The sequence below is a fragment of the Staphylococcus simulans genome (assembly GCF_003043455.1).
In the GTDB taxonomy this organism is placed as follows: domain Bacteria; phylum Bacillota; class Bacilli; order Staphylococcales; family Staphylococcaceae; genus Staphylococcus; species Staphylococcus simulans_A.
The window spans coordinates 1-13,633 of record NZ_PZGG01000001.1 but is presented as its reverse complement, the minus strand read 5'-3'; the positions used below and the strand labels follow the sequence as shown (position 1 = coordinate 13,633).

The window sequence follows — 13,633 nt, the reverse complement described above, 5'->3', positions numbered from 1 at the left end:
ATAGTTGATAATCTATTAAGGAAAGGATGATTCAATGGATTATCAAACACTCTCTACATATTTAAAGGCGATTTCAAGCCCTATTCGCTTAGAAATACTCAATTTACTGTCTTGCGGTGAACTATGTGCTAATGATTTATTGACTTACTTTCAAGTGACTCAACCTACCCTAAGTCATCATATGAAAGCTTTAATTGACAATCATTTAGTTCATAAACGCCAAGTTGGTAATAAACATTACTATCATTTAAATACAGAAACCTATAATTCCCTCTTAGATCAACTCCATGATATAGGTGCATCTCAACCGAGTTGTGCATGTCACAAAATTCATAAAGGAGTAGAGCTACATTGACTTTTTTTGCCATTACGATTTTTATACTTACCTTAATCTTTGTGATATGGCAGCCTAAGGGGCTGGATATCGGTATTACAGCGCTTATAGGTGCTGTGCTTGCGTTACTCACTGGTGTGGTCACATTAAGCGATGTCGGAGAAGTCACGCACATTGTATGGAATGCGACGTTAACCTTTGTCGCATTAATTATTATTTCTTTAATCTTAGACGAAATCGGCTTCTTTGAATGGGCTGCACTACATATGGTAAAAGCATCAAAGGGTAATGGAATCAAGATGTTTATTTACATTATGTTGTTAGGTGCTGTCGTTGCGGCACTTTTCGCAAATGATGGTGCTGCATTAATATTAACGCCTATCGTCCTAGCGATGGTACGTCATTTAAACTTTAATCAACGTGTGATTTTTCCATTCATTATCGCAAGCGGTTTTATCGCTGATACAACTTCCCTACCTTTGGTTGTCAGTAACTTAGTAAATATCGTCTCTGCTGACTACTTTAATATTGGATTCATTGAATATATGAAACATATGATACTTCCAAACTTCTTTGCGCTTGTGGCAAGTATTATTGTACTTTATCTTTACTTTAGAAAAGCAATTCCAAAACAATTCGATGATACAACATTAAAATCACCACATAGTGCGATAAAAGACCATAAACTATTTAAAATAGCTTGGGTTGTCCTATCAATCTTGCTAATAGGCTATATCATCAGTGAAACTTTCAATATTCCAGTATCATTCATCGCAGGTTTAGTCGCATTCGTTTTCTTAATACTTGCGAAAGGTTCTAAAGCTGTTCACACTAAGCAAGTTATTAAAGGTGCACCTTGGAATATTGTCTTATTTTCACTTGGTATGTATTTAGTTGTTTTCGGACTTAAAAATGTAGGCATTACAGCTTTATTAGGAGACATCATTGATAGTTTCTCACAACATGGTTTATTGAGCGGCATAATGGGCATGGGCTTCTTATCTGCTGTGTTATCAGCCATTATGAATAATATGCCTACAGTGATGATAGATGCGATAGCGATCAACCAAGCGCACGCTTCAGGCATTATTAAAGAAGGTTTAATTTATGCGAATGTCATCGGATCAGATTTGGGACCCAAAATGACTCCTATCGGTTCACTCGCAACATTATTATGGTTACACGTTTTATCTCAAAAAGGTGTCAAAATTTCTTGGGGTGTTTACTTTAAAACGGGTGTGATAATTACACTTCCTGTCTTGTTTATCACGCTTATCGGTTTATACCTCTCAATATTACTTAATTAGAAAAGAGGAAAATATATGGATAAACCTATTATTTACTTTATTTGTACAGGCAATGCATGTCGTAGCCAAATGGCAGAAGGTTTTGGAAAAGTCATACTTGGCGATGAATGGACAGTCTTATCTGGGGGAATCGAAGCACATGGTGTGAATCCCCTTGCGGTTAAAGCTATGAAAGAAGTAGATATCGATATCAGCAACCAAACTTCTGATAAAATCGATATTGATTTATTAAACAAAGCAAAACTTGTTGTGACGTTATGTGATCATGCAGATGCACACTGCCCTACAGTTCCGAGTCATGTCAAAAAAGTACATTGGGGTTTTGAAGACCCTGCCGGCAAAGATTGGTCTGTTTTCCAACAAGTCAGAGATCAAATTGGTCAACGTATTTTACAATTTAAAGATACGAAAAGATAAACTTCGAGCAACTTTTAAAAACTTATGGTTGTAACACAAAACACCTCAGGAATCCCTGAGGTGTTTTGCCTTACTTATTTACTTTCCATAAATGTCGTCTGATAATTGTTTATACCATTTCGCACTGTCTTTAACATAACGTTTTTGAGTTTCGAAATCGATATAGAATAAACCATAACGTTTATTGTAGCCGTTTGACCAGCTGAACATATCTTGTAGTGACCAGATGAAGTAACCTTTAACGTTGATACCGTCTGCGTATGCACGTTCGATTGCTTCAATGTGTTGTCTTACATATTCAATACGTTCATCATCATGTACTTCACCGTTATCTTCAAGTACATCTTTATAGCCTAGGCCGTTTTCAGTAACGTAGATTTTTTTGTAATTAGGATAGTCGTTTTTAATGCGTTCCATCATGTCATACAGACCTTCTGGATAGATGTACCAATCCCAGTCATTTGTAGGGATTGCTTCATTTTTAACAACTTCTCCGATACCTTTAACACGGAAGACAGAAGTTCCTTTATCGCCTGTACCATTATGGTGAATATAGCTTTCTTCATTATGGTATTTGATCCAGTTACTTTGGTAATAGTTAATACCTAAGAAGTCAAGTTGTGGTGCAGCTTTACGAATTTCTTCTAATTCCTCTTCACGAATATCTAATTGTTCGAATTCTTCACCTAAGATTTCTCTTACTACAGTTAATTTAGCTGGAGTATAGTAACCTAGGAATGTTCCATCTAACATGAAACCATTCATAAAGATATCATGTTTGTAAGCAGCGATTTGGTTTAATGGTTGATCATCGATGCTGTAGAATTGTGTTAATGCGTGAACTAAACCAATTTCACCTTCATAACCTTTTGATTTAAATAAGTTTACAATACGGCTATGTGCAGCGATTTGGTTATGTTGTGCTTGTAAACATTTTAAAGTGTTGTACTGTTCACCAGGAGGGAAAGCACCTGTAATATATTGTCCTTGAACATACGCGATTGGTTCGTTGATTGTGATCCAGTATTTAACAACATCATGATATTCATCAAATACAAGCTCAGCATAACGTTCGAATGCATCGATTTGATCTTTGTTTAACCAGTCACCTTTTTCAAATAAAGTTTCTGGAGTATCAAAGTGGTGAAGTGTAACAAAAGGTTCGATACCATATTTATGGCAAGTTTCGAATACTTTGCGATAATATGTCAAACCTTTTTCGTTTACTTCACCTGTACCATCAGGAATAATACGTGACCAAGCAATTGAAATACGAATTGCTTTGATACCGTATTCTGATGCTAATTTGATATCTTCTTCATAACGATTGTAAAAGTCACTTGCTGGGTCTGGAGAAAAACGTCCTTGTTTTTCTAAGAAACCATCCCATAATACACGACCTTTACCATCTACAGTACTTGAACCTTCAACTTGATATGCAGCAGTTGCAGCACCTAATACAAAGTCTTTAGGTAATTTACTCATTAAATTGTCTCCTTTTTAGTTAATTAATATCTTCAATATTACTAGTTACATCACACACAAATGGAGCCCCTTGCCGCTTGTGTAGATACTTAAGATGTCGTGTGTAAGTGCGACAAGGGGCTAAGTGTGTGTCTTACTTTAAATTAATGCTTATTTTTCGTTGATTTTTTCGAAAATCAATTTCATTGCGCCTTCTCCATCACGAGTTAAGCCAATGTATTGTTTACCAGTTGTTGGTACTAATACAGCACCGTATTGATCAGTATATTTTCTCATTTCATCTTTCATCGCATCCATTTGTGGTGCTAAGATAACGATGTCCATGTCTTTGATTAAGTCCATATCTTGACCGTAAGCACGAGCTGTTGCTTCTAACGGAATGTCATTTTCTTTCGCATATTTGTTTAAGCTGTTTGCTAAGATACCACTTGTACCACCGCCGGCACATACTACTAATACGTTAGTATGTTCACGAGAATTGAAGTCTGGAGTATTTTCTTCAACTTCAATTGGTGCAGCAGTACCGCCGCCAGCTGTAGCAGCTGCAGCTTTTTGTAATTCGATTTCACGTTCTTCATCAAGTTTTAATTTGTCATAAGCTTTGATGAATGGGAACCAAATTGTAAAGTCTAATACTAAGATAATGGCGATTAATAATAATGATAATACTGAGAAGTTAGACGCCATATAGATACCGATTGGACCTGGTGTTGGCCATGGTAAGAAGTGCATAAATCCGTTCATTCCAAGATTATCTACGAAGAATTTTAAAATCCAAGAGTTTAAAATTGGTGTGATAATGAATGGAACCATGAACACTGGGTTCAAGATGATCGGTGCACCGAATAATAATGGTTCGTTAACGGCGAATGTAGTCGGGATAACCGAAGCTTTACCCACCGCTTTTAATTCAGGGGACTTACATAGGAAAATGAAGATGTAAGGTACTAATAAAGTTGCACCTGTACCACCAATTAATGCTACGAAGTCTTGAGTTGATTGAGTTAATGCGTAATGTGCATGTTCACCCGCTCTGAATAAACGTAAGTTTTCTACTTGGTTGTTGTACATAATCGCGATTACTGCCGGACCAACTACTGAAGGACCGTGAACCCCGATAAACCAGAAGAATGCCATGAAACCAAAGATAATCGCAAAACCTAAATAACCGTTTGCTGCTCTGAATAATGGAGATAACAAAGTAGTTACCAATTCTGCTGTGTTACCGTGTGATAATGCACGAACGACAATATCAACGATCCAGAAGAATGTTACTGAAAGTGCGAATGGAATCATGTCTTTAAATGCTTGCGCAATGTTACCTGGAACTTGCGGAGGCATTTTGATTGTGATGTTTCTACCAATACAGAATTTATAGATGTTCGGCACGATGAATGCGACTAAGAATGCTGCGATTAATCCTTTAGTACCTAATAATTCAATGCTGATACCATCTTTGATTGGTTTAACTGCTAAGATTAATAACGAAGCTTCTGCAGCTACGAAAGTTGAAATTACGTTGATTTGGTTCGTTTTAGGTAATTTCAAGTTTCTGTTGTCGGTAAGTGATTTAGTTACAGTACCTGCCATGAAGACGGCTAACATACCCATCGTGAAGTTATAAACTTTCATGATGATGTCTTCAATATTTTTAGGCCAGTGGAATCCCCATACGTTTGGTACATATGCTACCAAGATAAATAAAGATGAGAATAAAACGACTGGCATTAAAGCTACGAAACCATCACGGATTGCAGTTAAATACGGGTTAGATGCAATCTTTTCAAAGAAAGGTTTCATTTTTTCAATCATTTTAATAATTTTATTCATGCTGTCACCTGCTTATTAGTGTTTTAAATCACGGAGTTGTTCATATAAGTCAATCATGTAGTTTGCTGCGTCTCTCAAAGCCATTGTAGTCATCAAATGGTCTTGACCGTGAACCATGATAAAACTAATATCAGATGCTTCTCCTGCTGCTTCTTTCGCTAACATTTGCGTTTGTTCCTTATGTGCTTCTGTGATAAAGTTGTTGGCTTCAACAATGTGTTGACGAGCTTGTTCGAAATCGTTTTCTTTAGCAGCGGCTAAAGCTGCCATAACTTCACGACGTGCATCACCTGCAATCGCAACGATTGTGAAACCAATCATCATGTTTTCTTCTTTGTTGCTCATGGTGTTTCCCCCTTAGGTTGAATTAAAATGTGTAATTTACAATTATCAACGCCAACGATACAACGTGAACATATAAAAAATTATCGCAGCTTTTATGTTCGTTATTGTTCGTTTTTGTTCACAATAATAATGTAACTTTTTAACTCGTACTAGTCAATTCAAATTTTAAAAATTATAGTTGTTTCAAGCGATTTATGACAAATAAGTTACATAATCTACATGAAATTGACAGCGCTTTAAGAATTTGAATGAATTCCCTTACATTTTGACACAAAAAAAGACTACCTAGGCAATAACCTAAGTAGTCCATTTCATATTTAATGATTAGTCATCTTTTTCATTTTTTAAAATTTTAGCTGTTTTCGCATCCAAGCTGAACTCTTGTTTAGAGTTGCCTTTTTGTAAGTCTACATCGTAAACGAATTTACCTTCGTCACTATCTCTTGATAATGACCATTCATGGATATCACCATTGAAGTTGTCTTTCGCTTTTTTGATGATTTCATCATAAGGTTTGAAGTCTTCATATTTAAATGATTTTGCTTTGTCATAATCATCTTCTTTTTCAGTTGATTTATTCATGACTTTACCATCTTTACTGTTGATGATAACTTCTCCTTCTTCACCTTGTTTTTGTAAATCGATTTTATATGCCCATTTGCCTTGTTCTTTTTCAAATGAGATTTCTTTTAATTCACCATCATACTCTTTCTTAGCAGTTTTTACTGCATCTTCAGGTTGAGTTTTAATATCTCCTAGTTTAATAACGTTACTGTTTTTACCAGTCTCGCTTGTACCAGAAGTATCACCTTTTTGTTTTTGTTCAGTATTGGCTTTTTGTTCTGAATCATTTTTGTTTTCATCGCTTGATCCACCTTGTCCGCATGCAGCAAGGACTAAACCGGAAACGACTAATAAAGAAAGCATTTTTTTCTGCATATCGATTCCTCCTTGTATTTATATACCCGTTAGGCCATGAATTATTTAAATGATTCCCAATATTTTGTGTTATTATACATTTAAATATATTCTTTTCTCTTTATTTGACAATTCTTTTGGAAACAAATAAAGACTATCTCACTATACACTTCATCATATGTGAGACAGTCTATTACTTCATACTTTTATTCTACTGTTTGTTTTTTTATTTTTGTCGGATCTGGTTGCTTCAGATAATCCATAAAAATCTTTTTCATAAATGTTTCGTTTTTACCAACTGGTTTTTGATAATTGGTACCCATTACTAATATATAATCTTTATTGAAGTAACAAGTAAATTGTTGTCCATAAAAGATACCATTCGCGCGTGCACTTTGCCCATAGCTGTAAAAGCCATAACGATATGCATGCGGAAACTCTTTCGTATTTATTTCATGTAGCAGTTGATTTGTGGCGTTTTCGTTTAACATCTTATAATTTTGTAGTGCTAAGACAAATTTACCCATGTCTCGTGGCGCCATATACAAGTTACCTGCCCCATAATATTGATCCATGTACGCAGGAAGCTCTGGTATTTTCAATTCATTATAGCCTTTAGCCATATACGGTTTATAAGCAGTGTTGTTGTAGAAGGCTGTTTGATTCAATTCATATGGTTGCGCAAAGTTTTGATTGAAATAATCTGCATATGACATTTTAGTGACCGCTTCAATCACGCGCGCTAACACAATATAATTCGCATCATTATATTGATGCTTTCTAAACATATTCGGTTGCAACCCTTGTTCCTGCAACATGTGTACTGCCCCATCTATACTATGGATATTTGTTTTCGGACGAAACATTTGTATACCGCTTTGATGCAACATGAAATCACGCAAAATCAAAGGTTCATTAGTTTGAAACCAAGGCAGATATTGAGTCACCTCATCATTGATGTTCAGTTTACCTTTTGTCTCTAACTTTTTAAGCATCATACCTGTCATAAACTTTTGTGCTGAACCAATCAAATACATTGAATTAGGATTCGTCTTTTTACGATTGATAAAGTCTTGATAACCATAGCCTTTATCCATCACGAGTTTACCTTGGTAATATATCGCAATATCACCATTAAATTTTTGTTTTTTCAAATACGCATCAATGGCTTTATATCGCACATTCTTTTCGTCTATTACAGTTTTATAACTTCCGACTTGAACTGCTTGATGATTTTCTTTAGATTTTAAAAAGTTATGATGGTGTCCATATTGTTGAATATGTTTCCAGTTTAAATAGTAAGTCATCACACCGACTAACAGCGCGACTATTAATATAAATATCATTATCTTTATTAGTTTTCTCTTCATTGTTGTCCTCTTCACTGATGTCACGTTTTGAAATGATAAGTTGCTTTTTTATTATATTCAAATATTGATACTAAAAAATGGTTTAAATCAAATGACGCTGCGTTTTTTTAGTTGGATCTGGTTGATGTAATTGTTTAACAAAGATATCTTTCATATAGTGTTCGTTAACATATTTTGGATATTGATAGTTCGTTCCCATCACCACGATGTAATCTTTGTTAAAATAGCTGGTCATTTGATGTCCGAAAAACATACCATTGACACGGTTACCATTATCGTAACTATAAAAACCATAACGATAAGGTTCATTGTAGTTCGATGTGTGTACTTCATAAAGCAACCCTTGTGTATCTTTTGGAGATAAAATTTTATTCTCCTGCAAGTTTGCAATCAGCTTTGCCATATCTCTCGTTGACATAAACAAATTCCCTGCACCGTAATAATGATCCATAAATTTCAAAGTGGTCGGCTGTTTTTCAGCATTGTAACCTTGTGCCATAAACGGCTGGTATTCTGTTTCGTTATAGAAAGCAGTTCTATATAATTGGTTCGGATTTTTTAATGTTTCATCAAAGTATTGATCAAATGGCTTGTGTGTCACTTTTTGGATAACATCAGACAATATAATGTAGTTCCCATCATTATATTGATGTTTATGATATTTACCCGGCTGAATGCCTGCACGTTGTAACTCTCTCGCAACATCTTCATTACTGTGAGCCGTATTACTGCCTGTAAACTTCTTCAAACCGCTTCGATGCAACATTAAATCCTTCAAATAAAGGGGGTGCTCTGTTTTAAACCAAGGTAAATATTTATCTAGCGGATCATTAATATTAAGCTTCCCTTCACTCTCTAGTTTCTTTAACAATAACCCTGTGGTAAATTTTTGAGAAGAACCAATCAAATACATAGAATTCGGTGTATTCTTCTTATGTTCTTCAAAATTTTGATAACCATATGCTTTATCCATAATTAGTTGACCTTTATGAAAGATCGTTATTGTACCGTTGAAACCCTTATCTTTTAAATATGCATCAATTTTAGGATCCACTGCGTTATCTTTCATTACAGTATGATAATCTGCTTTTTCTTTTGACTGTGCGGTTTCATTTATTTTCGGCAGTTGATGCTGGGTATAACTTTGATGATGCTTCCAATTTAAATAAAACGAAAATACACCGACTAACAACGTAACTACAATGACAAAAATCATGCCATTTCTTATTTTTCTGTTCATTCATTTCCTCTTTTTTTTGATATGTCTTTCTTGTTTGTTTATCTAACTTTAAATTAATCTAAATATGTTTGTTCAAATTGTGTAACAACAGCTTCGAAATCTTCAACATTTAATGAGAAGTACACTTTAATTTTAGGTTCTGTACCTGAAGGTCTTAACGCAATAAAGCCCTCATCTAAAATGAAGCGGATTAAGTTGCTTTGTGGTAAACTCGTTTCCACTGTTTCGTGGTTGACTAGATTTGTAATTGTCTTTGTTTGATAATCTTCAATTTGTTTTACGTTTAACCCTAGTAATGTATTAGGCTGTTCTTTTCTGAAACCTTCCAGTAATTCACTAATTTTTTGTCTGCCTGCTGCCCCTTCAAATTTAGGTGAAATCGTTTTGTCTTTGAAAACACCTGTTAAGGCATAAACTTCATCTAAAACATCTTTAAACGTTTTACCTTGTTGTGCTAATTCGTTTTTATATTTCACGACTAACGGAATCATTTGAATTGCATCTTTATCTCTTGAGAATGGTGCTGCAAGATATCCATGACTTTCTTCATAACCTAATACTAGTTGTTCATTTGTATCTTGTTTATTTTGAAGGATTTCAGAGATGAATTTGAATCCTGTTAAAACTGTGTTGCTTTCTAAGTCTAACGCTTGTGCTAAGCGATCACTTGCTGCACTGCTGACGATAGATTTCACCATGTATAGTGGTTGGTTTGTACCTTCTGCTGTTAATTGATCATAGCGTAATTTTAATAAGATCAATCCGATTTCATTTCCGTTGAAATAGCGATGTGTGCCGTCATTATAGCGTTCAATCATGCCGAAACGGTCAGCATCTGGATCTGTCGCTAAAATTAATTGTGCATCTTCTTGATCAGCTAAACGTAAACTATACGTAAATGCTTGTTCTTCTTCAGGATTAGCATAAGCAACAGTTGGGAAGCTGCCATCTGGTTGTGATTGTTCTTTTTCAATAACAAAATTACTGTAATTTAATTTTTCAAAGATTTCCGATAAAATCGGCAAACTTGTACCATGTAAACTTGTGAGCGCAATTTTTTCAGTTTGTGTTGGAATTGAACCGACTAATTTAATTACTTCTGCTTTATAAGCTTCTGTGACATCTTCTGATAAGTATGTAATCAAGCCTTTGTTCAACCCTTCTTCAAAATCTCCACCTTCAATATCTAATGGATCTTCAATTTGATTGATATAACTGCTTAACATCTCAGAAGGTTGAGGCAACAATTGGCCGCCGTCTGCACCATAAATTTTAATACCGTTATATTCTTTTGGATTGTGACTCGCTGTAATCATGACCCCTGCGTCTGCTTCTAAATAACGTACCGCAAATGATAATTCTGGTGTAGAATTATAGCGTTTGCCTACTACAGCTTTCACATCGTATTGTGCTAACACTGCAGCGATTTCGTGTGCAAATTCTTCCGACAAGAAACGTGTATCAAAATGAATCACTACTAATGATTCAGGTTTATGTTCACTCAAATATTTGGCTAAGCCTACCGCAACTTTACGTACTGTGAACGCATTTAAACGGCCTGGTCCTAAACCAATTAATCCTCTAATACCAGCAGTACCGAATGCGAGCGTATCAGTAAATCCTTCAGTCTTAACGCTTTCGGTTTGCTCATTATAAAACTCTGAAACTAAACTTTCTTCTATCTTATTTTCCCAATTCAATTTCATACTTAAGCTCCTCTCTAAAATTTAAAACCTACTATAAGTCAATAGCCCTCAATAATAGATATTATTACTTCACTTCAATAGTTTTATTATAACTTATGTTTTTCAGATTGACATACATCTCTGGACTAAATATTCTCACAATATCGTAATAATTAAATGTCAACATTGTAGTTGACTCTATACGTTACTTTGATTAAATACCAAAGCTCCAAAAAAATTACTGTATTTACTTTTTTATTAGGCTTGAATGTGAAATAATAAGTGGGATACAAAGTTTGTAATTTAGCCATATTAGTATTAAAATATATGGTTATAATGAGCAAATTTATCGGCAATCCATGAGGTGTGCATCAGCTGCCTATTTTTAGGATTGCTACATCTTAAAATTGAAACCGGGAGCAAGACTAATGAATAAAATTTTCAAGTATTTTTTAATACTTCTTTCACTCGTCCTGGTCATTATTCCTATTATATTCGCAGTGATGTTATATAAAACTTCTAGAAGCGCAATCGATTCATCGTTCAGCGATAATTCCAATAGAGTATCGAATTTACGTGATGGTAAAGTCAATCCTGCAAAGGAGCCGATTTCCATACTTTTTTTAGGAATAGATGATAATAAAGGCAGACGAGAAGGCGGTCAAGCCACTGAGAAGTCACGCACAGACGCAATGATTCTTTCAACATTCAATCCTGATAAGAAACAGGTCAGAATGTTAAGTATTCCACGAGACACTATCAGCTATATTCCTAAAGTCGGCTATTTTGATAAAATCACACATGCCCATGCATTTGGTGGACCGAATGCTTCAATGGATGCAGTAGAAGCTACATTAAATGTACCTGTCGATTGCTATGTACGTATAGATATGGATGCTTTCGTACAAGCCGTTGATGAACTTGGCGGTATTTACTATGATGTTCCATATAATTTAAACGAGCCTAATACTGGTGATGATGGCCGTATTAAAGTTAAAAAGGGCTATCATAAACTGAACGGGGATCAAGCTCTTGCTGTAGCCAGAACAAGATATCATGATTCCGATTTAAAACGCGGACAACGTCAAATGGATTTAATTAAAATCCTCGCAACAAAAGCGCAAAAGTTAGATAAAGTAAACAAACTTGATAACTTAATTAAGATTGTAGGTAAAAACTCAAAACATAACCTTTCAAACAAAGATATCCAAAAATTACTTACGACTTACCTTCCAGCTGATTTAGATATTAAAACAGCTCAAATCGAAGGAGATAACGAGTTGCTTAACGGTATCTATTATTACAATCCGGATATCAAGAGTATTAAGAAATATGCAAACTTACTGCGTTCAGATTTAGGTTTATCTAAAATCAAAGATAAGGATGAATTCTTAAACGAACGTGTTATCAAACAATATGGCGAATTGATACCATTAACACCGATTGATGATAGTTTATTAAGAGATAATCAAAAAGATACAACTGAAGATGAAGAAAATGATGACCAATCTCAAGATGAACAATCCAATAATAATCAACAATATGATAATTCGGGTAATGAACAATGGAATAACCAACAAAATCAAAATAACGGCTTTAATCAAAATCAAAACCCTGGAAACAATCAAAATCCGAATATGAATAATAACCCAGCGCAGCAACAAGCGCCTTCTGGTCAAGACTTTTATTAGAAAGAGGAGCGATAACGTATGCCACGTAAAACCTATGAGAAATTAAATAATATCAATGGAATGTTCGGTATTTTAGAGCAACAAATCATCCACAGTAAAGATATGGCACATTTCAGAAATGAATTCTTCTATGTGAACCATGCGCATAGGGAGAATTATGAAGCGTTACTGCTTTACTATAAAGATAGTGTTGAAAATCCATTTATCGATGGTGCTTGTTATATCGTTGCCCTACCTGAAATATTTGATCGTGTCGATGTGTTCGAATCTGAACTACCCTTCTCTTGGGTTTATGATGAAAACGGAATTACTGAAACCATGAAAAACATCAGTGTTCCCATTCAATATTTAATTGCGGCAGCACTTGAAGTGACTGACGTTAATATCTTTAAACCATCAGGCTTCACTATGGGAATGAATAACTGGAACATTGCGCAAATGCGTATATTCTGGCAATATACAGCCATCGTACGTAAATATGCTCAATAAATTAATTAATCGTTACAGCGCATGAATACATGCATCTGTAACGATTTTTTTGTACGCTTATACCGTATCTAAAAAATAAATATGAGGATGATGAATATGTTTAAAATCGCAAAAAGCAAAAAAGAAATGCAGGATGTCTTTGATGTAAGAATAGAAGTCTTTGTGCATGAACAAAATGTACCATTAGAAAATGAATTGGATGAATTTGAAGATGTATCTAAACATATTATCGGATATGATGATAACCACCGCCCTATTGCCACAGCACGATACAGAGATTACAATGGTGTTGCAAAAATGGAACGTGTAGCAGTTTTGAAAGATTACAGAAAACAAGGGATCGGTCGCGATTTAATGAAATATATTGAAACAATTGCGAAAAATGATGGATTTTCAAAAGCTGTTTTAAATGGTCAAATACAAGCACAAGCTTTTTATGAATCATTAGGTTATAAAGCCGAGGGCGACGTATTTCTAGAGGAAAATATTGAACATGTAACCATGTCGAAAGCGTTATAATTC

Annotated in this window: 13 protein-coding genes; 6 read left to right on the top strand and 7 right to left on the bottom strand. The window is 34.8% G+C overall.

Annotated elements, in window-relative coordinates:
• The first annotated feature begins 34 nt into the window (after positions 1-34).
• Genes BU038_RS00065 through arsC form a run of 3 tightly spaced genes read left to right on the top strand, consistent with a single transcriptional unit; the run spans position 35 to position 2,058 of the window.
• Positions 35-355 (top strand): ArsR/SmtB family transcription factor, encoded by a 321-nt coding sequence (locus BU038_RS00065; protein ID WP_107604266.1) that lies wholly within the window; start codon positions 35-37, stop codon positions 353-355.
• A complete protein-coding gene (arsB, locus tag BU038_RS00060; protein WP_107604265.1) occupies positions 352-1,641 on the top strand; it encodes an arsenite efflux transporter membrane subunit ArsB in 1,290 nt (429 codons plus the stop codon). The genes BU038_RS00065 and arsB overlap by 4 nt, the downstream gene beginning before the upstream one ends.
• A 15-nt stretch (positions 1,642-1,656) precedes the next feature.
• Positions 1,657-2,058, top strand: coding sequence for an arsenate reductase (thioredoxin) (arsC, locus tag BU038_RS00055; RefSeq protein ID WP_107604264.1), 402 nt, complete (start codon positions 1,657-1,659; stop codon positions 2,056-2,058).
• Positions 2,059-2,136: 78 nt separating this feature from the next.
• Here arsC and lacG read toward each other — a convergent pair whose 3' ends face one another.
• From lacG to BU038_RS00020, 7 genes are all read right to left on the bottom strand, one after another.
• The gene (lacG, locus tag BU038_RS00050; RefSeq protein WP_107604263.1) at positions 2,137-3,543 is read right to left on the bottom strand and encodes a 6-phospho-beta-galactosidase; all 1,407 of its coding nucleotides are present in this window, start codon (positions 3,541-3,543) and stop codon (positions 2,137-2,139) included.
• Between the two features lie 150 nt (positions 3,544-3,693).
• A complete protein-coding gene (locus BU038_RS00045; RefSeq protein WP_107604262.1) occupies positions 3,694-5,373 on the bottom strand; it encodes a PTS lactose transporter subunit IIBC in 1,680 nt (559 codons plus the stop codon).
• A gap of 15 nt (positions 5,374-5,388) precedes the next feature.
• Entirely contained in the window at positions 5,389-5,718 is a 330-nt protein-coding gene (locus tag BU038_RS00040) for a PTS lactose/cellobiose transporter subunit IIA (RefSeq protein WP_002480473.1), read from the bottom strand.
• Between the two features lie 324 nt (positions 5,719-6,042).
• A complete protein-coding gene (locus BU038_RS00035; RefSeq protein ID WP_107604261.1) occupies positions 6,043-6,657 on the bottom strand; it encodes a PepSY domain-containing protein in 615 nt (204 codons plus the stop codon).
• 185 nt (positions 6,658-6,842) lie between these two features.
• Positions 6,843-8,006: a serine hydrolase domain-containing protein gene (locus tag BU038_RS00030; protein ID WP_107604260.1), complete on the bottom strand. Its 1,164-nt coding sequence runs from the start codon at positions 8,004-8,006 to the stop codon at positions 6,843-6,845.
• Between the two features lie 82 nt (positions 8,007-8,088).
• On the bottom strand, positions 8,089-9,246 hold the full coding sequence (locus BU038_RS00025) for a serine hydrolase domain-containing protein (RefSeq protein WP_107604259.1): 1,158 nt from the start codon (positions 9,244-9,246) through the stop codon (positions 8,089-8,091).
• A gap of 53 nt (positions 9,247-9,299) precedes the next feature.
• Complete coding sequence (locus BU038_RS00020; protein WP_107604258.1) at positions 9,300-10,952, bottom strand: phospho-sugar mutase; 1,653 nt, start codon at positions 10,950-10,952, stop codon at positions 9,300-9,302.
• Between the two features lie 407 nt (positions 10,953-11,359).
• Here BU038_RS00020 and BU038_RS00015 point away from each other — a divergent pair, with 407 nt between their 5' ends.
• From BU038_RS00015 to BU038_RS00005, 3 genes are all read left to right on the top strand, one after another.
• On the top strand, positions 11,360-12,622 hold the full coding sequence (locus tag BU038_RS00015; RefSeq protein ID WP_107604257.1) for an LCP family protein: 1,263 nt from the start codon (positions 11,360-11,362) through the stop codon (positions 12,620-12,622).
• 18 nt (positions 12,623-12,640) lie between these two features.
• Positions 12,641-13,111 carry a DUF2538 family protein gene (locus tag BU038_RS00010; protein ID WP_107604256.1) on the top strand — a complete coding sequence of 157 codons (471 nt, stop codon included), beginning with the start codon at positions 12,641-12,643 and terminating at the stop codon, positions 13,109-13,111.
• Positions 13,112-13,207: 96 nt separating this feature from the next.
• A complete protein-coding gene (locus BU038_RS00005; RefSeq protein WP_107604255.1) occupies positions 13,208-13,630 on the top strand; it encodes a GNAT family N-acetyltransferase in 423 nt (140 codons plus the stop codon).
• Positions 13,631-13,633 lie beyond the last annotated feature (3 nt).